Here is a 23317-nt window from a genome sequence, read left to right as displayed (position 1 = left end):
ACAGGTTCCATACGGGGCGGGAAAGTCACGACAAGGAAGAAGGGTTTTTATCCGCCAGGGCAAGATACTCGCGGGTCATCCGCACCAGAAGAGCTTCCGCGTCTTCCAGGCTGTGATGCAGCTCCCCCCCGGAGGCGTTCTTATGTCCGCCGCCGCCCACGGAGGAAGCGATTGCCTCCACATCCGTGTCACCGGAGGAGCGCAGACTGAATTTGATCTTGCGGGGCTCGTCCTCACGCAGACTGACCGCGATTTGTACCCCCTTGACCCGCCTGATGTAGTCCACCATGTCGTCGCAATCCTCAATGGTGGCCTGACGCTCTTCGCGAAAGCTCCTCGGAATGGAAAGCATTCCGATTCGACCGTCATCGAACAATCTGGCCCGGCTCAGCACGTCGCCCATCAGCTTCAATCGGTTCATTCGCCACTGGTTTTGCAGCAGGGAGTTGAACCGTCCTGGATTCAGCCCTTGCCGAATGATGGTCGCAGCCAGCTCCAGCACCTTGGGTCCGGTGTTTTCGTAGCTGAAGGATCCCGTGTCCGTGGTCAAGGCAAGGTAAACGGCTTCACCCAGGGGACCGCTCAAGGGAATGTTCAGTTCCTGCGCCAGATAGCCGATCATCTCTCCCACGGAAGACCGATCCGGCTCCACCAGGTTCACTGTGCCGAAATCCCGATTGCTGACGTGGTGATCGATGTTGATCGTCCGCTCCAGAGGCAGGCGACCAGCCAAGTCCTTGCCCACCCGCTTCGCATCGCCGCAATCCAGCAGAACATACCACCGGGGTTCCCAGTCCGGATGGCTCTGCTGCAAGGGACGGGGGAAGCGCAACCAGGAAAATCGATCCGGCAACGGTGATTCGTTGTACAGGCAATAGTTCTTGCCCAGAGCCTCCAGTAGCCATCCCAGGGCCACAGTGGAGCCAAGGGCGTCGCCGTCAGGATTATTGTGCCCGGCCACCAGGAAATTGTCGCCTTCGCGCAACAGGCGCAACACCCTGGCCCAACTGTCCGCGGTACTACCTTTCATGGCGGCCGTCATAAACCATGTCCTCCAGAAAAATGTCCCGCTCGAAGCGCAGTTCCGGGGTTGAGCGCAGATTCAGGCGCTTACCCAGCAAGGTACGCAGATATCCCTTGGCCTTGCCCAGGGAGACGGCGATTTCTTCCAGCCGGAGCGGGTCGTCGGTGCACGTATAGAACACCTTGGCGATGCTCAGGTCGGAATTCAGCCGCACCCCGCTGATGGTGACCAGTTCCAGCCGGGGGTCCTGGATCTCCTCTTGGAGCAACTGAGCCAGTTCCCGCTGGATCATGTCCGCGAGGCGAATCGATCGCCGGGACGGACCACGCATTACCATGAGCCTCCTTCCAGCAGGTCCGCGCGGAGATCTCCGGGGTCCTGCGTTGATCGAAATATTTCCGTGTTGCCCTGGACGAATTCCACCGGCGCGGCGGCCTCGGCCAGAGCCATGGCCTTGTGCAGCCGACTTTCTACCCGGGCCGCGTCGTTGGAAACCGTAACAGCCCCCAGAATCAGCCGCTCATGCTCGTCCATGGCCTCCACTTCGGACACGGCAAGGTTGAACTTGTTGCGCAGCTTTTGTTTCAGGCTCTGGGCCACCTTGCGTTTGCCCTTGAGGGAGTCGTTCCCGTGCAGCCGGAATTCCAGCCGCAATACGCCGATGATCATGGGACGAACATGGTTACAGGGTCGCCGCTTCCGAAACTTCCTCGAAGGCCTCGACCACGTCGCCGACCTTGATGTCGTTGAAGTTGGCCAGCCCCACCCCGCATTCAAAGCCTTTGAGCACTTCCTTGGCGTCTTCCTTGAAGCGCCTCAGCGAGCTGAGCTTGCCGGTGTAAATCACCACGCCCTCGCGCAACAGGCGAATCTTGGCATTACGCAACAGCTTGCCGTCCATCACCGCGCACCCGGCCACCATGCCGATCTTGGGCACGCTGAAGGTCTGGCGGACTTCGGCCTGACCCAAGTAGGACTCCCGGATGATCGGCGAGAGCATTCCGGTCATGGCGTCGCGGATGTCGTTCACCAGGTTGTAGATGATGTCGTAAAAGCGGATTTCCACACTTTCGGTTTCGGCCACTTCCTTGACCTTGGCCACGGGCCGGACGTTGAAGCCGATCACGATGGCCGAAGACGCCGCGGCCAGCATGACGTCGGATTCGGTGATGGCCCCGGCGCCGGAGTGGACGATCCGCACCCGGACCTCGTCCGTGGACAGCTTGAGCAGGGACTCGGAGACCGCCTCGGCGGACCCCTGCACATCGGTCTTGATGACCAGATTCAGATACTTGGCCTCGCCGGCCGCCTTGGAGGCCAGGAAGCTGTCCAGGGTGACCTTGGTGGCCTTGGCCAGGGTCTTCTCCCGCTCCTTGGTCATGCGGGACTGGGCGATCCGGCGGGCGATCTTTTCATCCGCCACCACCACGAATTCGTCCCCGGATTCCGACAGGCCGTCAAAGCCTTGCACTTCCACCGGGAAAGCCGGACCGGCTTCCTTGATCTTCTTGCCCTTGTCGTCGAACATGGCCCGGACCTTGCCCTGGTAAAGGCCGCAGACAAAGACGTCGCCGTCGCGCAGGGTTCCTTCCTGGATCAGCACGGTGGCCACCGGGCCGCGGCCCTTGTCCAGTCGGGCTTCCACGATCCGCCCTCGGGCCCGCTTGGTCGGATTGGATTTAAGATCCAGGACCTCGGCCTGGAGCAGGACCATTTCCAGCAGTTCGTCCAGACCGATGCGCTGTTTGGCCGAGACGTTGGCGAAGATCGTGTCTCCGCCCCAGGCTTCGGCCAGAAGACCCATCTCGCTCAGCTCGCGGATCACCCGCTCGGGATTGGCGTCTTCCTTGTCAATCTTGTTCACGGCCACGACGATGGGCACCCCGGCGGCCTTGGCATGGTTCACGGCTTCCTTGGTCTGTTCCATCACGCCGTCGTCCGCGGCCACCACCAGGATAACCAGGTCCGTGACCTGGGCTCCACGGGCACGCATGGCCGTGAAGGCTTCGTGTCCGGGCGTGTCCAGAAAGGTCACCGCGCCGCGATTGGTCTCCACATGGTAGGCGCCGATATGCTGGGTGATTCCCCCCGCCTCGCCCTTGGTCACGTTGGACTCGCGAATGGCGTCCAACAGAGAGGTCTTGCCGTGGTCCACATGGCCCATGATGGTCACAACCGGAGAACGCGGCGCGAGATCTTCCGGTTTATCCTCTTCACGGGTGTGGGTGAACCCTTCTTCCATGAACCCGACCTGCTCCACTTCGTAGCCGAACTCCGCGGCCACCAGAGTCGCCGTATCCATGTCGATGGACTGGTTGATGGTGGTCATCACGCCCATGGAAAACAGCATTTTGATGATCTCCTGAGCCTTGAGCCCCATTTGCTTGGCCATCTCCGAAACCCGGATGGCCTCTTCCATACGGATCTTGCGCTTGGCGGCCTTGATCGGCTGGGTTCCGGCCTGACCGGCCTGACCCTCGGCTTCGTGACGGAACTTGGGACGTGACCGCTTGGCCCGGAACTTGCCGCCGGTCCGATCCTGAACCGGGGAGGTTTTCTTCTTTTTCCAGGACGGATCACCGCGGTCCTGTTCTCCGAGCACCGTAGGCTGGGTGATCTCCACGGTGCGTTTGCCTTTTTTCTTCTTCTTCCGATCCGAGGTGCCATCGCCCTGCGTACCGGCGTCCGCCCCGGCCCGAGCAGGCGCTTCCGTAGCGCCGGGCGTCCGTACCGGAGTGGGGGTGTAAGGCTTGCTTTCGGGCTTATAGGAAAAGTCGGGCTTGGCTTCCGGCTTGGAAATGATCCGCACCTGCGGTCCGGTCTGGATCAACGGCTCGCGCTTCCGTGGCTTACGCTTCTTCGCCTTTTCACCGGCGGCTTCCGAGGCAGCCGCATCGGACTCTTCGCCAGTGGCCGCGTCGGCGGGAGCCACGGCGTCCGGGTCCTCAGCCTTTGCACTGACCGCCGATTCCTCCGCGGGTGTGGTCATCACGACGCCATCTGCGGGCGTATCCATCGTGCCGGAAACATCCGGCGTGCCCAGCGCGTCACTTGGCACATCCCGTGTGCCAGGGCCTTCCTGCGCGGCTGGGGCATCCGGCTCAACACGAACCTGCATCTCTTCGGAGGCATCCGTGGTGGGGGCATCCTCGCCAACTTTTTCCGCGCCCGGTTCTTTCACGCCTGGGGCAACCGGCTCTTCGGATGTGCCGATAATCCGTGCACGGGGAGCGTCCACTGTCTTTTTCCCAGCCCGACGTTGAGCCGGAGCAGCGGCCTCGGACGCATCCTCAGCTTTCTCCGCCGCTTCCTTGCCCGCATCCTGCACTGAACCATCCGTTCCTTCGGGAGCCGGGGAATCCCCAGGCTGATCCTCGGGGGCGTCCGAAGCTTCCTGGACGTCCGGCTTGGCGACCTTCCGTCGCCGCCGCAAAATCACCCCGGGTTGAACCTCACGCTGCTGAACATCGACGGGGGCGTCCTTGCGTTGCATTCTCTCACGAACCTGGGCGGCCTCCTCTTCGGAGATGCTGCTGACATGGCTTTTCACCGGGATGTCCAGCTCGCGCAAGACTTGCAGCAATTCCTTATTGCTGACCCCAAGTTCAGAAGACAATTCCATAATGCGTATCTTATTGGCCATGCATTTCTCCCTTGCACCGCTTCCGACGTTTCCCTGTCGACGTCAATTTATCCAAACATGATGATTGATTGCATACGTAAAGTCCCCGCCCGGGCAGTTGCTGACGGAGGTCAACAAGAGGTCCTCGTTCAGAGTCGCGCACGAATCGCCGCAACTCAATCTTGGGAGCCTTCCGGCGGCAGACGACGCACGTCCGTTCAGGCACGTGCCCGGCGTGTCGTCTCGGCTGGGATTTCAATGGTTCCCTCGAAACATCTTCGGGAAGACCGTTGCCCGCCCTTTGGGACTCATTCTCGGACACGCTCCGCCTCGGGGTCCGCGCTTATGCCCGTTTCTCCGGCCAAAGCGCCTTCAACCTTCTCGGCCAAACCTGCTTCCGTCTCTTCACTCGCCTCAACGGCTTCCTCCGTTGCTTCCTCGAGCTCGCTTCCGGGCCCGTTCTCAGACTCTCCGAGATCGTAATCCACGGCTTCATTCAGCTCAGCACCTGAGTCCACGGCCTCTTCGTCGCCTTCGGCATCATCTTCCTCAGGACGTTCGATCAGGCCAAGAAAATTGATGGCTGAACGAACATCGGCGACCTTGGCCTCGTCCAGCCCCTGAATGGTCAACAGTTGCTCGTCGTCGGCCTCGGCCACGGCCATGGGGCTGTTGAAGCCGGCGGCCAAAAAGGCTTCCAGAGGCACTTCGGCCACGCTGACCAACTGCTCCAGCCCCTGCCGATCCTTGTACATGGTCCCGAAGCGGCTCTCCGTGAAAATATCGATCTTCCAACCCAACAGCTTGGCCGCCAGCTTGACGTTCTGCCCCTTGCGCCCGATGGCCAATGTAAGCTGATCATCCGGAACCACGACTTCCAGGACGCCGTCTTCCTCGTCCACGGTGATTCGGGAAATCCTCGCCGGAGACAGAGCGTTCACCGCGTAGGTGGTGATCTCCGGGCTCCAGACAATAATATCGATCCGCTCGCCGCGCAGTTCCTGGACGATGTTCTGAATCCGAGAGCCGCGGACTCCAACACAGGCGCCCACCGGATCCACGTCGCGATCAGTGGACATCACCGCCACCTTGGCCCGGCTGCCCGGGTCCCTGGCCACGCCCATGATCCGCACGAATCCATCTCCCACTTCCGGCACTTCACGATGAAACAGCACGGTCAGGTAATCCGGATGCGACCGGGAGACGATGATCTGCGGGCCGCGCCCTTCCTTGCGCACGTCGAAAAGCAGGGCCTGAATTTGATCGCCGCGCCGGAACCGCTCCTTGGGAATCTGCTCTTCCTTGGGCAACAAGGCTTCGGTTCGACCGAGGTTGATGATCCAGCCGGAACGATCCCGGCGCTGGATGGACCCGCTGACGATCTCCCGCTTGCGGTCCTTGTACTCCTCGTAAATGATTTCCTGCTCCGCTTCGCGCATCCGCTGGATGATGACCTGCTTGGCGGACTGGGCGGCAATCCGGCCCAAGTCTTCCACTTTCAGTTCGAAACCGAGTTCGTCCTCCAACTGAACATTGGGGTCGTGATGCTTGGCGTCCTCAAGCAGAATCTCGCTGACCGGATCGACGATCTCCTCCACCACCCGTTTGAACTGATAGACGTCGAAGCCGCCCTTGTCCTCGTTGAAGGTGACCTCGATATCCACATCCTCGCCCAGCTTTTTGGTCACCGAGGACCGCACGGCCCGTTCCAAGGTGTCAATGAGAAGATCCTTGTGGATTCCTCTGTCTTTACTGATTTGCTCAATGGCCTTGCGCAGTTCGGCGCTCATCTCGTCCTCCAGGATAATATCAGGGCCGGGGCCGTTTCGCGCCTCCGGCCGGCAACAATCATCATTGTTTTCGGCAATTCTTCATATGTGTCGAAACCATGCGCCGATTCCCAAAGCCCTTTCCGTTCCGGAATCGTTCGGCGGTTTCGAGTCAAAACGCATGGATCAAATGAATCTTCTTTATTTGGTTCCAATTCAACGCCAGCGGTGCACCGTTTTCCACAAGCGTGACCGTCGGGTCGTCCACCGCGGACAGCTCGCCGCGATAGGATTTGCGTCCTTCCAGCGGCTCATGGAGCTGGGCCTGGACGGTCCGCCCAAGGTAGCCTTGGAGTTGCTCCGGCTTGAAGAACCGACGCTCCAGGCCGGGCGAGGAGACCTCCAGATTAAAGGCACCGGGAAGTCGTTCGTCGATTTCCAGAGCAGGGCCAAGCTGGCGGCTGACCATGGCGCACTGCTCGATGGTCGGTCCGCTCTCGGCGTCGATATAGATGCGGATCAACGCCTTGCGACCCAGGGGCAGATACTCCACCCCCCAAAGTTCCAGACCGAGGCCGTGAACAACGGGCAAAACCAATAACTCCAGATGGCGAAGGATTTCTTCCGACCGGGCGCGGGAAGAAGGGGGAGAAGTCTGCATGGCTGTCTGAAAATCCAAAAAAAAAGTGGACCACATGGCCCACCCCGTTCGTCGTCTTTGTTGTGCGGCCGGGCCGCTACCGATCAGGATGCTGCGAATAAAGATGGAGCGGGCGACGGGAGTCGAACCCGCGACACCAAGCTTGGGAAGCTTGTACTCTACCAGCTGAGCTACGCCCGCCAGCGAAACGCAGTCGTTCATATGCTCAAGGCCCTGGAACTTGTCAAGCACCCAGCTCAGGAAAAATGGCTTGGAATTTGCTTGAATCCAAAACCAGGAGGAATCGCGATGCAGACCAGTATGTATAACGCCCTGTTCGGCGCCCTGACCCAGGAACACCGCTTGGCAAACACCGCCAACAATTTGGCGAACGTAAACACCACGGGATACAAGCGTGAAACCATGGCCTTTCGGGACGTCTTCATCCGCTTCGGCCACGGCATGCTGGACCCTATTTCCGCCATCAACGAAAAATCGCTGCTCCCCGTCCCGGACGAGCTGGCCCAGAACCGGATCGCCCTGACCCACATCGACTTCGCCCAAGGATCGGCTAAGGAGACCGGCAATCCCCTGGACGCGGCCATTGAAGGCGATGGCTTCTTCAAGGTCCGCACCTTGGAAGGAGACTTTTACACTCGTAACGGCAATTTCCGTCTCACCCCGGACGGCGAACTGGTTACGAATCAAGGCTTTCCCGTGCTCGTGGACGGCGGTCCCGTGAACCTGGAGCCCAACGCCCGGATCGTCATCGGCCCCGACGGCGCCATCCAAGCCAATGGCGAGCCCGTGGGCAATTTTGACCTGGTGACCTTCGACAACCCACAGGTATTGGAAAAACTGGGCCAGAACATGTTCCGGCTTCGAGCCGGAGTCGAGGCCGCCGAGCTGCCCGCGGACAACGCCACGGTCGTGCAGGGCTATCTGGAACAAGCCAACGTGGAAGTGGTCAGCGAGATGGTCAGCATGATCGAGGCCCATCGCAGTTTCGAAGCCTACCAGAAGGTGATGCACACGGCCCAGGAAGCGGACCAGAAGGTCATCCGGGAAGTGGCTTCACCCCGATAGCAATAATGCACTGAAATAGACGGAGGAAAACCTCAATGATGCGCTCCTTATGGACGGCGGCCTCGGGCATGCAAGCCATGCAGATGAACATCGACGTCACGTCCAACAACCTGGCCAACGTCAGCACCACGGGTTTCAAGAAAAGCCGGGCTGAATTCGAAGATTTGATGTACCAAACCATGAAAATCGCCGGTGCTGCCAATGCCGCCGGAGACCGGATTCCCACCGGGCTTCAGGTGGGCATGGGAGTTCGCCCCGTGACCGTGCACAAGGAATTCTCCACCGGGTCTTTCCAAAACACCGGGAACCCCTTGGACCTGGCCATTGAAGGCGACGGTTTTTTCCAGGTGGATGTGAACGGCGACTTCGCCTACACCCGCGCCGGAGCCTTCAAGCTGACCAACGAAGGACAGGTGGTCACGGCCAACGGCTACGCCCTGCAGCCAGAATTCATCGTGCCTCAGGAAACCCAGAATATCGTGGTCACGGAAAACGGACGCATCGTGGCCATGGACAGATTCGGCGAGGAGTTGGCCGGCGCGGACATCCCGCTGTTTACCTTTGTTAACCCGCCCGGTCTGAACAGCATCGGACGGAATATGTTCCTGCCCACCGAGGCATCAGGGGATCCCATTGAAGGGGTCCCCGGCGAGGAAAACGTCGGCACCATTGCCCAAGGCTTCCTGGAAGGCTCCAACGTGGACATGGTCGAGGAGATGGTCCGGCTGATCACCGGCCAGCGGGCCTACGAAATCAACTCCAAGGCCATCCAGACCTCCGACCAGATGCTTCAGACCGCCACGCAGCTCAAGCGGTAATGTAAGGAGGGGAAGGTAAACGGATGAGAAGGCAGACCATGCAAACTTCTCCAACTCGTTTCATTCTGGTTCTCGCGCTTTTGACGGCGGTCGGCCTGACCGTCCGTGCAGAGCCGATCGAGGCCCAGCGGGGTTACTGGCATTATATGATTCAGCCCGTGGCAGCGGTCCAGGACGAGGTGGTCCGGTTTGGAGACATCGCCGTGCCGTTGACGGATCATGGCCGCGCCCAGTGGACGAGCCTCGCCGATCGTCCCATGTGGCCCGCTCCGGACAGCGGCAAGACCCTGACTTTTTCCCAAGACCGCTTGGCAGGCATGCTTCGGCAGTACGTCGGCCACGCCGCCGCCTCCACGCGCATCCCGAGCCAAGTCGTGATCCAGGGCGGAGGGCAGGTGGTGCTGGAGGAAGAGCTGCGATCCCGCGTCGTCACTTTTTTGACCCCGAAGGTCCGCTCGCTGGGAGAAGAAATTACCGTTCGCGACTTTCGCCTTCCGAGCCATATTTTTCTGCCTCACATTCAGGACACCCTGGAACTGGAGCTGGCCGCGGATCCGCAACCCGGACGCAACAGCTTGCGCTTTTTGGTTCGCTCCGTGGACGAACGCATCACGCGCCGCCTCACCGGCACGGTTTTTCTTGACGTCTGGCAAACCGTACCCACGGCGGGACGACCGCTAAACCGGGGGAATCCGCTGGACCTGGACGACGTCACCTTCCAGCGCAAGAACTTGGCCTATTTGCGGGAACAGGTCTGGGACGGGACCGGCGGACCGTGGCAGATTCGCTCTCCGGTGGGCATGAACCAGGTCGTCTACCTGTCCGCCCTGGAACCCCTGCCCGCCGTTCGCCGTGGAGAAGTTATCACGCTGCTCTATGAAGGCGAGCTGGTCCGGTTGCAGGTCCAGGTCCAGGCTCTCCAGGACGGTGCCATTGGGGAAACCATCACGGTACGAAACTTGCAAAACAATAGTGAAGTCCTGGCCCGTATCCGGGATTATGAAACCGTGGTGGTCAGGTGAGCCGATTCGTTATCGCGTTGCGCTTTCGAGTTGGAGATCCGACCAATTCAAGAAAACACGAGGATAATGCGATGACCGACAAAACACTCTCCATACAAACATCCGTACTCATGACCCTGGTAATGGTCCTCGGGCTGAGCGGGTTCGCCTGCGCCCCGGCCAGGACCCAAAGCATGCCGAGCCCGATACTGACCCAAACCGTGGACTACCCCCAACCGGCCGAACTCAATCCCGGCTCGCTGTTCAACCCGGCCAGCGCGGAGCTGCTCTTCGCGGACAACCGGGCCAGGCGGGTGGGGGACATCGTCCGGATCAAGGTCGTGGAGGAAAGCAAGGCCACGAACAAGGCCACCACGGACACGTCCAGGGAGTCCAACATCGGCATGGGCATCGAGCATCTTTTGGACCAACGGCTGATCAACGCGGGCCTGCCGGTCTTGGGCATTGAACGGGGCCAATTCGGAGATACCCCGTTGATCAGCGCCAAGACCTCCAACTCCTTCAAGGGCGACGGGGAAACCAAGCGGGAGTCCACCATCACGGCCACCGTCGGCGCGCGGGTTGTCAAGACGCTTCCCAACGGCCTGATGCAGGTGGAGGGCGCACGGGAAACCCGTGTGAACAACGAAACCCAGATCGTCGTGGTTCGGGGACTGGTCCGATCCACGGACATCGACCCGGACAACACCATCCTCTCCACCCACATGGCCGACGCAACCATCGAATTCTACGGCATGGGTGTTCTGGCGGACAAACAACGGCCCGGATGGCTGACCCGGATACTGGACAATGTCTGGCCGTTTTAGGGTTACATAAACGAACCCATTTCTAATCGGTATCGAAATCGAAATCGCAATCGAAATCGATATTGCCAGGGTTGTTTCAGTGCTCTTTGATCAAGCTCTTTTCGATTTCGATCCCGATTTCGATTTCGATTTCGATTACGACCTGATTCCGATGCGAGCATGAGACACCTTTGCCCTGGCGGCAATCTGGAGGAAAATTGTATGTGGAAGAGATATTTCAAGACTTCAGCCGTGCTGGTTCTCGCCATGGGCTTCTTATTCGCGCTGATGGGAACGAATCCGGCCCAGGCCAGCGTCCGGATCAAGGACATCGCCACGGTGGCCGGCGACCGCAACAACCAATTGGTGGGTTACGGCCTGGTGGTTGGTCTGTCGGGCACCGGCGACCGTCGGGGAGCGGAGTTCACCATCCAGTCCATGACCAACATGCTGGAGCGGATGGGGGTGCGGGTGGATCGCTCCAGGTTGCGGGTTCGCAACGTGGCCGCGGTGATGGTCACCACCCAAATGCCCGTTTCGTCCCGAGCGGGTTCCAACCTGGACGTGTCCGTGTCCTCAGTGGGCGACGCCACCAGCCTCCTGGGTGGCGTCCTGCTGATGACCCCGCTACGCGGCGTGGACGGCCAGACCTACGCCCTGGCCCAGGGCCCCTTGCTTCTGGGTGGGTTCAGCGCCGGCGGCGATGCGGCCCAGGCTCAGAAAAACATCACCACCGTGGGCCTGATCCCCAACGGAGCCACGGTGGAACGCTCCGTCCCCTTCCAGTTCAATGAGCAGCATAACGTGGTTCTGCATCTCCAGACCAAGGACTTTTCCACAGCGGTCCAGGTTGTGGACCGGATCAACGCCAACTTCGGCACCCCCCTGGCCCGGGCCATGGACGTCTCCACCATCGAAGTGGACATCCCGGAAATGTACCAGGGCAATCTGGTTCCCTTCATCGCGGCCCTGGAGGGCCTGCCCATCACGCCGGACTCACGTGCCCGGGTCGTGGTGGATGAGAAGACCGGCACCGTGGTCGTGGGCCAGAACGTCCGTCTGTCCAAGGTCGCCGTGGCCCACGGCAATCTGCACATCGTCGTGTCCGAGCGTCCGGAGGTGGTCCAGCCTCAACCTTTCTCTTTGGGCCAAACAGCCGTGGTTCCCCGCACCGAACTGGGCATTCGCGAGGAAGATCGCCGCCTGACCCTGCTGGAAGGCGCCACGCTGCAAGACCTGGTCAACGGCCTCAACGCCATCGGCGCGACGCCCCGCGACCTGATCTCCATCCTGCGCACCCTGAAGTCGGCCGGAGCGCTGCATGCGGATGTGGAGGTGATCTAGATGATCAGCCTGCCGGATACGAACACCCTGCTGCTCGGTCATGGGCAGAGCGATGTTCACCGGCGCTTCGATGCGCTCCGGGGACTGCGTTCCGGTGAATCGTCCGAGGATTCCCAGAGAGCCTCCGTTAAAGGCGATCCGCAAGACGCGGCGACCGCCAAGCACGAGAGCAAGCTGCGCGAAGCCAGTCAGGATTTCGAGGCCATGTTCCTGCACCAGCTCATCAAGCAGATGCGGGCCACGGTTCCGCACCACGACCCGCTGCGGGGCAAGGGTGAAGAATTCTGGCAGTCTCATTTTGACATGGAAATGGCCTCGGTCCTGGCTCGAAGCGGCGGTATCGGCCTGGGCGACATGATCTTCGAGCAGCTCCGGCAAACCCAGGTCCAGGCCACCAAGGACAGCGATCCGATGGGCAAGCCCATGCCCCTGACCATCCTTGCTCCAACCACGACCCCACCCACGGCCTCCGTCGCCTCGGAAGAGGACCAGAAGTCCTCTCAAGTTGAGAACTATCCACAAGTGGCCTCGTCCCAAGGGCCTTACGCCGTGCCCGATGCTCCGGGGCGCGCCGGAGCGTCTTCCTTCGACTCCGTCACCATTCCCGGAACCACCAGCACCATGAGCATGGTGCGCTCCCTTGCCCGGTCCATTGAGGAACGCGGCGGGGTAGTCCCGGAACACCCGGGGTCGGTCGACGGCCTGAGCCCAACCGGAAACATCGATTCGCCCTCTCCGATTCTGCCCCCCATGCACTGGCCTCTTGAAGGCCGGGTCAGCTCCGGGTTCGGCTGGCGTCGGGACCCGTTCACCGGGGAGCAGGCCTGGCACTCCGGCGTGGACATGGTTGCCCCCAAGGGGACGCCCATCGGGGCGGCCTGGGACGGGCGGGTGGTCTTCGTGGGCCAACGCGGCGGATACGGGAACATGGTGGTTCTGGAGCATGCTGGAGGATGGCGTTCCTACTACGCTCACAACGACGGAAACACGGTCAAGGTCGGAGACAAAATCCAGGCTGGGCAACAGATCGCCACGGTGGGCTCCACCGGTCGCTCCACCGGCCCCCACCTGCACTTCGAGGTCCGTCAGGGCGCCACGGCTTGGAACCCGAAACAGATTCGGGATCGTCTGGAAGCCGGATTGCACATCGGTAAACAAGAGTCGGCCTAGTTTTTGAATGTGTCGAGGATATGCCGGACGACCCGGAAAAATTTGCACTCAACCCCGCGAGGTCGATCATGTCCCGAGCCATACTGCAAAATCTGCATCGTCAAAAACAGGCGCTCTTTCTCCTGTCCCACCTCCTGGACGAGGAGTTTCAGCACCTGAGCAAGAGCGACCCCCAGTCCGTGGCTTCAGTGGAATTTTCCATTCAGGAATTGTTGCGCCAGATCAGCGAGGAACGTCGGGACCTCAAGGACACCATCCGCAAAATCGACCCCGCCCTTCCGGGCATTCGCGACCTGCCGCTGATTCTGGATGAGTCCATCCGAGATCAGGTTCGTGATACCCTCCGCCAAATCGACGTTCAGGAACAGGACTGCGCCAGAAAAGCCGCCCAAAACGCCGTGATCACCCGCGGCCTGATGGACCAGAACCAAGCCCTCCTGGATTACCTGACCAACGAAATCCGGCCCAAAAACGGGCATACCTACTCCCAACGCGGCAGATGGCTGCATCCCGGCGACACGGGCGCCCTGCTCAAGGGCAGACTGTAGGATATTTTCATGACCGTCGGCGTCAACTCACTCCTGAACACCGGCAAGGGCGCACTCCTGGCCTTCCAGGCCGCCATTCACGTCACCGGCGAGAACATCGCCAACGTGAATACTCCGGGTTACAGTCGGCGTACCGTCCGTCTGGAGGAAAACCCGAGCATCGATTATCGCCCAGGGCAAATCGGAACGGGCGTGACCGCCAAGGAAGTCATCCGCCATTACGACTATTTCATTGAGCGCCAGTACCTGGACAAGTCCTCCACCATGCACCGCTGGGATTCCCTGCACGCGAACCTGCGTCAGGTGGAGTTGTTGTTCAACGAGTCCATCGGCGACGGCCTTAACGACGTGATGGCCAAGTTCTGGGCGGACTGGCAGAACGTCTCCCTGCGCCCGGACGACATGGCCTCTCGCGGCCAGCTCACCAGCACGGCCCAAAACATGACTCAGATAATCAACCAGTTGGAACGCGACCTGGGGCTATTCCAGCGCCAGATGGATGACTTCATCCGGCAGGACGTGAACCGGGCCAATGAATTGCTCCGGGAAATCGCCGAAATCAACAGCAGGATCACGGTCCACGACATCCCTGGCCAGAACAACGCCAACGCCCTCCTGGACAAACGCGACTCCATGGTCCGCGAACTCGCCGGCCTCCTGGACATCCAGACCCAGGACAAGGGCAACGGCGAATTCTTCGTCATGACCACGGCGGGCCATACGTTGGTGGACGGGCAGCATTTCTTTGAGTTGAAGTTTGAGGGGGCGCAAGCATTCAAATCTCTTGCCCCAACCTCAACGAGTAATATTAATTTTTCTGGTACTTCAGAACGTGAATACCTTGTTGAAGTACTGGCTGGCGGTGATGCTGATGATGTGGCCACTTATAGGGTCTCGCTAGATGGTGGTGTCACTTGGCTCAAGGATGACAATGGAGTTCAACGCGAGTTCACTACCCAGTTGCAAGATAGCAAGGTGACGATCGAAGGCCTTGATATCTGGTTTGATGACGGAGTGTTAACAGCGGGAGACAAGTTTACAATCGTGCCCAAAAGCGGACTGTATTGGTACGAAAATACGTCTTCAAAAATGAACATCACTCCCCAGATCCATTTTAACGGGGAGGACAACCGCCGAAGGATCACCGGCGGCTCTCTGACCGGCTATTTCAACTTCCGAGACGACTATATCGGCAACTTCCGGGAAAAACTGGACTCGCTCGCTTCAACCATGGCCTGGGAAGTGAACCGGATACACAGCCAAGGGGCTGGGCTGGAAAAATTCGGGCAGGTGCTGGGGACGTATGGGGTTTCGGATCAATCAATACCTTTGGGCAGCTTGTCTTCCGGTTTGTTCTATGGGGATAAGTTGCAAGACGGAAGCTTGACGATTTGGGTATTTGGTTCCGGAAACTCAGGCACTCCCCATACAATTGACTTTACAGCCGCCGATCCAAGCCAAGCGAATTTTAGTGCTCTCGATCATAGCCTTGATGATGTTGTTTTGGCCCTCAACGCTAGTTTAGCAGGAACTGATATAACCGCATCCGTTGTCGACAATCGACTGCAACTGATTTCAACATCCGGCAATACTTTCGCCTTCGGCTCCGACTCCACCGGCCTCCTGGCGGCCCTGGGCATCAACACGTTCTTTGACGGCACGGACGCGCGCGGCCTCAGTATAAACCAGGATGTTTTCAACAATCTTTCGCTGATCAATGTCGGGCACGTCAATGGTGCCGGGGAAATCAACACCGGAGACAATGAAACGGCCAAGGCCATCGCGGCCCTTCAGTACGAAAAAGTCAATTTCAGAACGACCTTCCAGGGAAAAACCTCGCAAACCCTGCAAAGTTTTTACGGTTCCCTGGTCGGCGACATCGGGGCGGCCACGAGCAACGCCAGTTTCAACTATAGCTTCAACAAGGCCCTGTCCGACGATCTGCGAAACCGCCAGGAAGAAATTTCCGGCGTAAACCTGGACGAAGAAATGAGCAGCCTGATCAAATTTCAGCATTCCTATAGCGCCGCTGCCAAGCTCATCTCCACGGCGGACCAGATGTTTCAGACCATCTTAGCCATGAAGTAGACGTAACGTCGGCAAGGAGCAAAGCCTCATGCGTGTCAGCCATCGAAATATCTACGCAAACGTGCTCAGCTACATGAACCGGTCGCTTTCGGGCCTGGTCGAGCTGAACCTGCAGGCTTCCAGCCAGAAAAAGATTAACCGTCCCTCGGATGATCCCATCGGCATGTCCCGGGTACTCTCCTACCGGGATTCCATGGCCTCCATGGCCCAGTATCGGAAGAACATCGACACGGCCCAGGGCTGGAACGGCTTGGCCGATGAAAACCTGATTCAGGTCAACGTGGTCATTACCCGACTCAAGGAGCTTGCCCAACAAGCCGCGACGGGCACGTTGTCCGGGGACAACCGGGAACAGATCTCCTTTGAGGCCCGCCAGCTTTACAGCCAACTGATCACGCTTTCCAACGCCTCATATGAAGGCAAATACATCTATTCCGGCCATAAAACCGACACGCTGGCGTTTCGGGAAGCTTTGTTCGCGCAGAGCAACGGGAACGGAACACTGGATGGAAATATTCTGAGCGTGGAAGGAGGCACATCGGGGACCGTACTTGTACAATTTCTTGATGACGACGACATCTCAGAGCAACCCCCTTTCAGATATTCCACGGATGGAGGGAAAACCTGGAATAACGGTGAGTACGATTCAACTCCCCCCATAGGCACGCAGGTTCTTGTCATGGGTGGCGTTCGGGTGACGGTAAACGATACTGCGACTGTGGTTGCCACTAATAGCGCCGACTACAACGACACATCAGGTTCTTGGCTCTGGATTCGGCCAACAGCCGTTTATCAGGGGGATGACGAAAACAGCATCGCGGTGGAACACTTCGGCCCCACGGCAACGGCAGACCTTGATCCGGAGGCAACCGGTGTTTTCAAGAAAAACGTCAATGTCCGGGTTGACTCCGTTGCCGGTGGCAACGTCAATTATTCCTACAGCACGGACGGCGGACGCAGTTGGGTGGAGGGAAATACGGCTCCTGCGAACGGTAGCCCATCCCTCCCGGTTCCCGGTGGTTTTCTGAACCTTGACGACGATCCGGCTGGAGGCGACCAGTTTGTCATCCGCCCCAACCGCGCCTTGATGCACGTCGAAATCTCCCAGAACGAAACCATTCAGATCAACAACATCGGCATGGATGTGTTCGGCGGGCTGTACAACGGTCAACCCGTGGAGCTGCGCGGCAAGCTGTCCAGCAATCTTTTTGAAACCGTCGGCAAACTGGTCGGATATCTGGAGACGAACACCCAGCAAGGTGCTCAGGAAGCCCTGGACGATCTGACCGACGTGCAGAGTCACATCTCCACCTATCTTGCCGGGGTCGGAGCGCGGCGGAATCGGTTGGATATCACGGACAACATTCTGTACGGATTGCAGTTGAACGCATCCGAGCGCAAAAGCAGCATCGAAGACGTGGACATTGCCGAGTTGATGACCCAGATGCACATGCAGCAGATCACCTACGAGGCCGTTTTGAAATCCTCCACCACCATCATGCGCATGAGCCTGGTCAATTTCATGTAAGCCTGATGGCACGGATCAACGAACCATGCTCATTTTGACCCGAAAGGCGGGAGAAAGCCTGTACCTGGGCGACGACATCAAGGTCACCGTGCTCAAGGTCCAGGGCAATCAGGTCAAGTTGGGGTTTGACATCCCCAGGGACCTGACCGTGCATCGGGAGGAGGTCTATTTGCGGATCAAGGAAGAAAATCTGATGGCCGCGCGGGCCACGGAGCAAGACTTTTTCATGGCGACGGAATTATGGTCCAGAAAAAAGAAAGAGTGATTCATTCCCGGGTCGGGCCGCTGCATGTGGAGCAGGATCGCCTGATCCTGTTTCCCAAGGGATTGGTGGGTTTTGAAGCGCAACGGGATTTTGCCCTGGTCCGGTTGCGGGAGGATTCGGCTTTCTTTCTGCTGCAGAGCAGCACGGATCCGCAACTGGGCCTAATGGTCGCCGACCCCTACGTGTACGTGCCGGATTATCGGATCAAGATCAGCACGCCCGAGCAGGAACTGCTGCGGTTGAAGAACATTCGCGAGGCCGTGGTCCTGGTCACCGTGACCATCCCGCCGGGCAAGCCGGAGGATGCGGTGCTGAACCTGGTCGGCCCTTTGGTCATCAACATTCGCCTGCGCAGAGGGATGCAGGTCCCGCAGAACCAGTTGCGACACCCCCCGAGGCTGCATCTGGCCGGGGGAGGTCAAACAGGCGAAGGCTCAACACACGAGCCGTCATAAGCGACAGGCGTCAAACCGACCGCTCCCAGAGGCTGCTTTCCTGCTCCACCAGTTTTTCGGCGGTCCTGCGGCTGTTCATCTCATAGGTGTTGGTCTCCACCTGATGTTTGAGCTGCTCGACCCGCTCCGCGCGTACCCCGGAACTGGCTTGGGCGGCGGTCATCGCGGCGCGCAAAGTCTGGGCCCCGGCGGAGAGGGTGACTCGGTCACTCTGCTGGGTCGAAGCTCCCGAAGCAGTCCCGCCCCGGGCCGACTTGTTCCCGACATCCCGATTTTCCGCGGGACGAAAGGTATCAATCAGATTCTTGATTTGCATTTTTTTGCCTCCTTGCTCTCTAACCCTCTATCGGCAAAATCCCGCTGTGCTTTAGGCGCGGGCATGCGGGCTTGGCCCACTACAGCATCGTCTCGTTGACCTTGTCCAGGGTAATGCGCCAAAAACGTTCAATAATGGATACCTTCTCCTCGCCGGTGACTTCGACCAAATCTTCTCCGTCCTTGCGCAGGATCTGCATCTCGGGCTCCAGGGGAAGATACCGGAACTCCATTTCATAGCCGAACTCCCGTTGCAGGTCCCGTTTGATGTCCAGGACAACCGGATTGTTACTCCCGGAAACCATCAGACTGTCCATGATCTCGGTGGCGATCTTCTCCACCAACTGCTTTCGGCGGGACTCCTGGGACAAATTGACTACGTCCCCCGGCGAAGCCCGCTGGAGCAGCATGCGATATCGCGCCATTCGCCGCCCCTGATCCAGGTGCTGGTCGTAAACGCGAAGCATGTTTTGAACTTGGAATGGCTGAATGGTCACAGCGGATTTCTCCTCATGACCTTTATCGGCGGATACCTGAAAAACTTTAGGCCTAAAAGCACCTAGAATACTTTGAATTGCGTAAATCAATCCCTGCTCAGTAGGTTCCTTCGTAGATGATGCGCCACTGACCGTCGGCTTCGTGCTTCCAAAACTGACGCTTGCGGGAAGAAGACTGAAAGTTGTCGCTCCAATAATCCTGGATAAAGGTAGCCACCATGACTCCAGGAGCTTCAGGGTATTCAAAGAGGTTGACGTTGGTCAGATGAACCCGGATTTCGCTTTTCCCGGCGTTGACCCTCCGCTTGTGTCGCGCCCAGGCGGCATGGTTCTGGGACCCGCTTCGAAATTCCCGTGAGTAATGCGTCAAATAGGCGTCGGTGTTCAGACTTTCCCAATCCGAACGCCACGCCTCCAGCATATCCAACATCTTGTCGCGGGCCCTGTTCAATTCACCCGGATCAGCCCAGGCCACCCGCCGGGCGATGACCACGGGAACATTACCTTGTTTGAGCAAGGGAGCCAGGGCTTCCAGGTCTTTGTTGTGCATAGTTACGCACCCATCGCTGTCCTGGGGCGGACGACTGAACGTCCCAGTGGGATTCCCGTGCAGCCAAATTCCGTGCCCGGTCTTGCCCAATCGGCGATCCAACGGATTGGGATAATCCAAGGTGAAGGCACCCCACCCGTACAAGCTGGGGAGACGGCTGCCGGGAATATGTTCCTGAATAAAGTACACGCCCAAAGGCGTGCGCCGGTCGCCTTCCCGATGCTTCTCCGGGCCTTCCTTTCCTCCAGACACGTAGTAGTCGTCCACGATGCGCAACCCGCCGCCCATATTCGCCAGGACGTACATCCGGGACAATTCCAAATCCACGACCAAGGCGTACGGCTCGCTCTCACCCAGGGCGACCAAGCTGGACGGGAGCAGCGCGCCGTTGGGACGTTGCTGGTAGTACAACCACCGCCTTCGGACCTCATCCGCCAGCCCGGCCAGTTCCTCGTCCGGAACCATCCCCGCCCCGAGCCCGCGCAACGCTCCGGCCCGAGCCGCTAAAACATCGGCATAGACCAGTTGGGCCAAGCGAAAGTCCGGGTTGTCCCGAATCAGATCCTCCAGCAGGATCTGGGCCTGATCCAGACGCTCACGCTGCACGTTCTCCAAGGCGTTGAGCAAAAACACCTCAGGCTCTCGAGTAATGCTCAAACCATGTCCTTTGGCCAAAAGTTCCTCCACGTTCGCCTCGACCGGTCGACCTGTGAGAAACAGCAAGCAACAGGTCAGAACAAGGAGCGCAACCCCGGGGAAAACAGCCCGGCGTGGGGGCTCATGAACGACGGAGGTGATATTTTGCAAGGACATCAGTTCTTTCCTTGAGCAATGGTTTGCGATGAACAGCCTTGTGGCTTGAGGAACATGGCTCATGCGAAAGTGCAAAGGGGAGAAGAAGCTCTTCTTCGCGCCGTTGCGTCTTCGCGTGAGATATCTTCCGTGCCACCTCACGATGTCACGATCACTGCAGCAGACGCTCCCTGACGATCCGCCACTGGCCGCCTTCCTTGCGCAGTTGCAATTCCTTGGACACCTCATCGTTGATCACGTTGGACCGGTAACGTTGGGCAAAGCGAACTTGGGCCGCGTTTTCGTCCAGATTGGAGACGACGATATTGGAAAGAGTCACATTGATAAAAGGCGGCGCGGCCACCCGTGTCCGGCGCTGTTCTCGCCATTGCGCCAGGCTGAGCCCGCGTTCAGGCTGAAAATTTCCGCTGTAAAAAGACAGGTATGCTTCCACGTTCTGGCTCGCCCAGGCCTTGGCCCAGTTCAGCACGACATCGATGATGCCTGCCTTGACGGTATCGGGGCTGGGACGCGGCGCGGGGGCTTCAGAGGCTGGCGGCGCGGGAGGCGTCACGGACGGAGGAGTGGGGACCGTCGGAGTCGGGGCGGGTTCAGGGGCTGGAACCATCACCGGCTCCGGGGCCGCCGGCCGGGGTACGACTGGTTCGGGAGCCGGCTCGATGACGGGTTCAAGAACGGGTTCGCTGACCGTCTCCGGTACGGGCTCAGGGCTTGGCTCGGGAGCCTCTTGGACAACGGATTCGACCGCCGACTCAGGGCTGGCTTGTGGACTGGCGTCCGGAGTGATTCCCGTGGTGGCTTCTGGAGCGACTTCCGACGCGGACGCCATCGACTCCGGGGAAGGCTCGGAGGTCGCCGGAGACGGGGGAAGGGGTGGAGACTCCACTTCTGATGCGGGACCGTGAGGGATGACGGAGGCCACGTGAAGGGTCGCCGCGGACAGCAGCATGTCCGGGGTGCCGGACAGCTCTTCCAACGGATCAAGACGTACGAGAATACTTTCGTCGTCCTTGCCCAGGACCCGGCGGTACGCACTGCTGGCCATGGCCGAATAGATCCGGCTCAGGTTCTGGTGGGCCGTGGCATAGCTGGGGTGCGTCTCCAGGGCCCGTTGCAACGTATCCTTGGCCTCCTCGAACCGCCCCGCCGCCGCCAGTAGTCCGGCCAAATTATTGTAGGGCTCGGGCAGCTCCGGATGACTTTCAATCAGGTCGCGATAGACATCCATGGCCTCGGAAAAACGTCCCAAGCGCTCTAAAATGACACCCTTCAAAAACATTCCTTGAGTATCCTTGGGATGGAGCCGGAGATGGTCCTGGAGGGCATGGTAGGCGTCGGTGATGCGCTCTTCGGCCAGAAAATCCTGGGCCGTTTCCAAACCGGAAGGTGCCGAGAAGAGGGACGAAGCGCTCCAAAGGAGGATACTGAACGCAACCAGACAGGTAAAATACTTCATTGGGGTACAGTGCCTCTTCCATACAAGATCGTCATGCCTAGAAGCCTCTTTCGGACATCGTCTCCCTGATCACCCAGAACATCCGGGGGCATTCGCCAGGACCAGTTGCCATTGGCCACGCCGGGCACGTTCATCTTGGCCTTGGCCCCCAGCCCCAGAATGTCTTGCAGCGGAAAAACGGCCACGTCCGCCACGGACTGCATGCCCATGCGCACGAAGGCGGCGGCCACTGTTTCCGAAGTACAGGGCGAACCGAGATACGCGTCCACCCGAGCCAAGGTCTCGGGATCGGCCTCTTCCCCGAACCAGCCGCGCACCGTGTTGTTGTCGTGGGTGCCGGTATAGACGTAGCAGTTTTGGACGTGGTTGTGCGGAGCATACGGGTTCGTAGGCAGGTCCGGACCGAAAGCGAAAAGCAGGATCTTCATCCCCGGCAGCTTGAATTCACGCATCACGTCGCGAACCGCGTCGTCGATGGTTCCCAAATCCTCGGCTATCAGCGGCAAAGGATCAAAGGCTTCGGCAAGGGTCCGAAAAAACGCCCGGGCCGGAACCTCGGACCACTGGCCGTGCATAGCGGTCTCGTGCTCGGACGGAACCTCCCAACAGGCCACGAACCCCCGAAAATGATCCAGGCGGACCAAGTCGAACAGCTCCACGTTGCGCCGGATGCGTCGTACCCACCAGGCGAAGTCATCCTGCTCCATTCGCTGCCAATCGTAGAGCGGATTGCCCCAGAGTTGGCCGGTTTCGCTAAAGTAGTCCGGAGGCACCCCGGCCCGAACCCTGGGGCGGAGCTGGTCGTCAAGCTTGAATAGCTCAGGATTGGCCCAGACATCCACGCTGTCCTCGTTCACATAGATGGGCACGTCGCCGATCAGTTCCACGCCTCTGTCGCGGCATGATGCCCGCAAGGCCCGCCACTGCTGAAAGAAAACGAACTGCTGGAAACAGATCAGGTCTATCTCGTTTTGAAGCGTGTTGCGGTAGCCGTCCAATGCCAAGGCATCCCGTCGCCGCGCATCCTCCGGCCATTCCGTCCAGGGGCGGCCCTGGAAGTGGGCTTTTAAGGCTCGAAACAGAGCGAAATCCTCCAACCAGACACCCTGTTCGGCGCGAAATGCCGCAACGGCCCGTTGGATTTCGGGTCGCGCGCCCGCATCGACAAACGCCTTGGCCAGCAGCGCCTCCCGAATTTCACGGGCCGTGGCGTACTTGACCCGGTCCACGGAAATCTCGGCGATGTTTCGCAGATCGTCCGGGCTAAGCAAGCCGTCCCGGACCATGTCCTCCGGGCTGATCAACAGAGGGTTTCCGGCAAAGGCCGAGTCGCTGCTGTAGGGCGAGTTACCGTGCACCGGAGACGTGGGGCTCAAGGGCAGCATCTGCCAGTAGCGCTGTCCGGAGGCCGCCAGAAAATCCGCGAAATTTCTGGCCTCCGGCCCCAAGTCGCCCACGCCGTAACGCGAAGGCAAAGACGTAACGTGCAGCAGGATGCCGCTGGATCGGTTTCGGATCATCT

23 protein-coding genes and 1 tRNA gene are annotated in these 23317 nt (G+C 59.5%); 11 read left to right on the top strand and 13 right to left on the bottom strand.

Features of this window, described 5'->3' with window-relative positions; translation table 11 throughout:
* Nucleotides 1–25: 25 nt before the first annotated feature.
* The 8 genes from GY33_RS0104425 to GY33_RS0104395 form a co-directional block, all read right to left on the bottom strand.
* A complete protein-coding gene (locus tag GY33_RS0104425; protein ID WP_035271351.1) occupies nucleotides 26–1030 on the bottom strand; it encodes a DHH family phosphoesterase in 1005 nt (334 codons plus the stop codon).
* Nucleotides 1020–1355 carry a 30S ribosome-binding factor RbfA gene (gene rbfA, locus GY33_RS0104420; RefSeq protein WP_035271256.1) on the bottom strand — a complete coding sequence of 112 codons (336 nt, stop codon included), beginning with the start codon at nucleotides 1353–1355 and terminating at the stop codon, nucleotides 1020–1022. Before rbfA ends, GY33_RS0104425 begins: the two co-directional genes overlap by 11 nt.
* On the bottom strand, nucleotides 1355–1693 hold the full coding sequence (locus tag GY33_RS0104415) for a DUF503 domain-containing protein (RefSeq protein ID WP_051822282.1): 339 nt from the start codon (nucleotides 1691–1693) through the stop codon (nucleotides 1355–1357). Before GY33_RS0104415 ends, rbfA begins: the two co-directional genes overlap by 1 nt.
* 13 nt (nucleotides 1694–1706) lie before the next feature.
* Nucleotides 1707–4667, bottom strand: coding sequence for a translation initiation factor IF-2 (infB, locus tag GY33_RS0104410; protein ID WP_031386179.1), 2961 nt, complete (start codon nucleotides 4665–4667; stop codon nucleotides 1707–1709).
* Nucleotides 4657–4872: a YlxR family protein gene (locus GY33_RS21640; RefSeq protein WP_161788442.1), complete on the bottom strand. Its 216-nt coding sequence runs from the start codon at nucleotides 4870–4872 to the stop codon at nucleotides 4657–4659. Before GY33_RS21640 ends, infB begins: the two co-directional genes overlap by 11 nt.
* A gap of 82 nt (nucleotides 4873–4954) precedes the next feature.
* Nucleotides 4955–6436 carry a transcription termination factor NusA gene (gene nusA, locus GY33_RS0104405; protein ID WP_084184779.1) on the bottom strand — a complete coding sequence of 494 codons (1482 nt, stop codon included), beginning with the start codon at nucleotides 6434–6436 and terminating at the stop codon, nucleotides 4955–4957.
* A gap of 151 nt (nucleotides 6437–6587) precedes the next feature.
* Complete coding sequence (locus GY33_RS0104400; protein ID WP_161788441.1) at nucleotides 6588–7076, bottom strand: ribosome maturation factor RimP; 489 nt, start codon at nucleotides 7074–7076, stop codon at nucleotides 6588–6590.
* 104 nt (nucleotides 7077–7180) lie between these two features.
* Nucleotides 7181–7256, bottom strand: a tRNA-Gly gene (locus GY33_RS0104395).
* Between the two features lie 108 nt (nucleotides 7257–7364).
* On the opposite strand from GY33_RS0104395, the gene flgF reads away from it, so the two are divergent.
* The 11 genes from flgF to fliW all read left to right on the top strand — a co-directional run bounded on the left by flgF (nucleotide 7365) and on the right by fliW (nucleotide 18164).
* Nucleotides 7365–8141, top strand: a complete 777-nt coding sequence (flgF, locus tag GY33_RS0104390; protein ID WP_031386176.1) for a flagellar basal-body rod protein FlgF — start codon at nucleotides 7365–7367, stop codon at nucleotides 8139–8141.
* A 35-nt stretch (nucleotides 8142–8176) separates the two neighbouring features.
* A complete protein-coding gene (flgG, locus tag GY33_RS0104385; RefSeq protein WP_031386175.1) occupies nucleotides 8177–8959 on the top strand; it encodes a flagellar basal-body rod protein FlgG in 783 nt (260 codons plus the stop codon).
* Between the two features lie 38 nt (nucleotides 8960–8997).
* On the top strand, nucleotides 8998–9981 hold the full coding sequence (flgA, locus tag GY33_RS0104380) for a flagellar basal body P-ring formation chaperone FlgA (RefSeq protein ID WP_051822280.1): 984 nt from the start codon (nucleotides 8998–9000) through the stop codon (nucleotides 9979–9981).
* Between the two features lie 71 nt (nucleotides 9982–10052).
* Nucleotides 10053–10787, top strand: a complete 735-nt coding sequence (locus GY33_RS0104375; RefSeq protein WP_031386173.1) for a flagellar basal body L-ring protein FlgH — start codon at nucleotides 10053–10055, stop codon at nucleotides 10785–10787.
* 201 nt (nucleotides 10788–10988) lie between these two features.
* On the top strand, nucleotides 10989–12110 hold the full coding sequence (locus GY33_RS0104370; RefSeq protein ID WP_031386172.1) for a flagellar basal body P-ring protein FlgI: 1122 nt from the start codon (nucleotides 10989–10991) through the stop codon (nucleotides 12108–12110).
* A complete protein-coding gene (locus tag GY33_RS19625) occupies nucleotides 12111–13280 on the top strand; it encodes a peptidoglycan DD-metalloendopeptidase family protein (RefSeq protein ID WP_051822279.1) in 1170 nt (389 codons plus the stop codon).
* 68 nt (nucleotides 13281–13348) lie between these two features.
* Nucleotides 13349–13828, top strand: coding sequence for a flagellar protein FlgN (locus GY33_RS0104360; RefSeq protein ID WP_031386170.1), 480 nt, complete (start codon nucleotides 13349–13351; stop codon nucleotides 13826–13828).
* Nucleotides 13829–13837: 9 nt separating this feature from the next.
* The gene (gene flgK, locus GY33_RS0104355; protein WP_031386169.1) at nucleotides 13838–15916 is read left to right on the top strand and encodes a flagellar hook-associated protein FlgK; all 2079 of its coding nucleotides are present in this window, start codon (nucleotides 13838–13840) and stop codon (nucleotides 15914–15916) included.
* A gap of 28 nt (nucleotides 15917–15944) precedes the next feature.
* Nucleotides 15945–17444: a flagellar hook-associated protein FlgL gene (gene flgL / locus GY33_RS0104350; RefSeq protein ID WP_031386168.1), complete on the top strand. Its 1500-nt coding sequence runs from the start codon at nucleotides 15945–15947 to the stop codon at nucleotides 17442–17444.
* Nucleotides 17445–17469: 25 nt separating this feature from the next.
* Nucleotides 17470–17709 (top strand): carbon storage regulator CsrA, encoded by a 240-nt coding sequence (gene csrA, locus GY33_RS0104345; protein WP_031386167.1) that lies wholly within the window; start codon nucleotides 17470–17472, stop codon nucleotides 17707–17709.
* The gene (gene fliW / locus GY33_RS0104340) at nucleotides 17685–18164 is read left to right on the top strand and encodes a flagellar assembly protein FliW (RefSeq protein ID WP_035271255.1); all 480 of its coding nucleotides are present in this window, start codon (nucleotides 17685–17687) and stop codon (nucleotides 18162–18164) included. The genes csrA and fliW overlap by 25 nt, the downstream gene beginning before the upstream one ends.
* Before the next feature lie 10 nt (nucleotides 18165–18174).
* On the opposite strand, the gene flgM is transcribed toward fliW, so the two are convergent.
* From flgM to malQ, 5 genes are all read right to left on the bottom strand, one after another.
* On the bottom strand, nucleotides 18175–18480 hold the full coding sequence (gene flgM / locus GY33_RS0104335) for a flagellar biosynthesis anti-sigma factor FlgM (RefSeq protein ID WP_031386165.1): 306 nt from the start codon (nucleotides 18478–18480) through the stop codon (nucleotides 18175–18177).
* Nucleotides 18481–18559: 79 nt separating this feature from the next.
* Complete coding sequence (locus GY33_RS0104330; RefSeq protein ID WP_031386164.1) at nucleotides 18560–18976, bottom strand: DVU0524 family FlgM-associated protein; 417 nt, start codon at nucleotides 18974–18976, stop codon at nucleotides 18560–18562.
* Nucleotides 18977–19073: 97 nt separating this feature from the next.
* Entirely contained in the window at nucleotides 19074–20183 is a 1110-nt protein-coding gene (locus tag GY33_RS0104325) for a L,D-transpeptidase family protein (protein WP_161788440.1), read from the bottom strand.
* A gap of 307 nt (nucleotides 20184–20490) precedes the next feature.
* Nucleotides 20491–21795 carry a nuclear transport factor 2 family protein gene (locus GY33_RS21785; RefSeq protein WP_031386162.1) on the bottom strand — a complete coding sequence of 435 codons (1305 nt, stop codon included), beginning with the start codon at nucleotides 21793–21795 and terminating at the stop codon, nucleotides 20491–20493.
* On the bottom strand, nucleotides 21792–23315 hold the full coding sequence (malQ, locus tag GY33_RS0104315; protein ID WP_031386161.1) for a 4-alpha-glucanotransferase: 1524 nt from the start codon (nucleotides 23313–23315) through the stop codon (nucleotides 21792–21794). The genes GY33_RS21785 and malQ overlap by 4 nt, the downstream gene beginning before the upstream one ends.
* Between the last annotated feature and the right edge of the window lie 2 nt (nucleotides 23316–23317).

The sequence above is a fragment of the Desulfonatronum thiodismutans genome (genome assembly GCF_000717475.1).
GTDB lineage: Bacteria > Desulfobacterota > Desulfovibrionia > Desulfovibrionales > Desulfonatronaceae > Desulfonatronum > Desulfonatronum thiodismutans.
This window is presented reverse-complemented; position numbering and strand designations above follow the sequence as displayed.

Excerpts from the sequence above, each read along its gene's own strand:
- GY33_RS0104425 (WP_035271351.1), bottom strand. The coding sequence starts at position 1,030 with ATGAAAGGTAGTACCGCGGACAGTTGGGCCAGGGTGTTGCGCCTGTTG.
- rbfA (WP_035271256.1), bottom strand. The coding sequence starts at position 1,355 with ATGCGTGGTCCGTCCCGGCGATCGATTCGCCTCGCGGACATGATCCAG.
- GY33_RS0104415 (WP_051822282.1), bottom strand. The coding sequence starts at position 1,693 with ATGATCATCGGCGTATTGCGGCTGGAATTCCGGCTGCACGGGAACGAC.
- infB (WP_031386179.1), bottom strand. The coding sequence starts at position 4,667 with ATGGCCAATAAGATACGCATTATGGAATTGTCTTCTGAACTTGGGGTC.
- nusA (WP_084184779.1), bottom strand. The coding sequence starts at position 6,436 with ATGAGCGCCGAACTGCGCAAGGCCATTGAGCAAATCAGTAAAGACAGA.
- GY33_RS0104400 (WP_161788441.1), bottom strand. The coding sequence starts at position 7,076 with ATGCAGACTTCTCCCCCTTCTTCCCGCGCCCGGTCGGAAGAAATCCTT.
- flgF (WP_031386176.1), top strand. The coding sequence starts at position 7,365 with ATGCAGACCAGTATGTATAACGCCCTGTTCGGCGCCCTGACCCAGGAA.
- flgG (WP_031386175.1), top strand. The coding sequence starts at position 8,177 with ATGATGCGCTCCTTATGGACGGCGGCCTCGGGCATGCAAGCCATGCAG.
- flgA (WP_051822280.1), top strand. The coding sequence starts at position 8,998 with ATGCAAACTTCTCCAACTCGTTTCATTCTGGTTCTCGCGCTTTTGACG.
- GY33_RS0104375 (WP_031386173.1), top strand. The coding sequence starts at position 10,053 with ATGACCGACAAAACACTCTCCATACAAACATCCGTACTCATGACCCTG.
- GY33_RS0104370 (WP_031386172.1), top strand. The coding sequence starts at position 10,989 with ATGTGGAAGAGATATTTCAAGACTTCAGCCGTGCTGGTTCTCGCCATG.
- GY33_RS19625 (WP_051822279.1), top strand. The coding sequence starts at position 12,111 with ATGATCAGCCTGCCGGATACGAACACCCTGCTGCTCGGTCATGGGCAG.
- GY33_RS0104360 (WP_031386170.1), top strand. The coding sequence starts at position 13,349 with ATGTCCCGAGCCATACTGCAAAATCTGCATCGTCAAAAACAGGCGCTC.
- flgK (WP_031386169.1), top strand. The coding sequence starts at position 13,838 with ATGACCGTCGGCGTCAACTCACTCCTGAACACCGGCAAGGGCGCACTC.
- flgL (WP_031386168.1), top strand. The coding sequence starts at position 15,945 with ATGCGTGTCAGCCATCGAAATATCTACGCAAACGTGCTCAGCTACATG.
- csrA (WP_031386167.1), top strand. The coding sequence starts at position 17,470 with ATGCTCATTTTGACCCGAAAGGCGGGAGAAAGCCTGTACCTGGGCGAC.
- fliW (WP_035271255.1), top strand. The coding sequence starts at position 17,685 with ATGGTCCAGAAAAAAGAAAGAGTGATTCATTCCCGGGTCGGGCCGCTG.
- flgM (WP_031386165.1), bottom strand. The coding sequence starts at position 18,480 with ATGCAAATCAAGAATCTGATTGATACCTTTCGTCCCGCGGAAAATCGG.
- GY33_RS21785 (WP_031386162.1), bottom strand. The coding sequence starts at position 21,795 with ATGAAGTATTTTACCTGTCTGGTTGCGTTCAGTATCCTCCTTTGGAGC.
- malQ (WP_031386161.1), bottom strand. The coding sequence starts at position 23,315 with ATGATCCGAAACCGATCCAGCGGCATCCTGCTGCACGTTACGTCTTTG.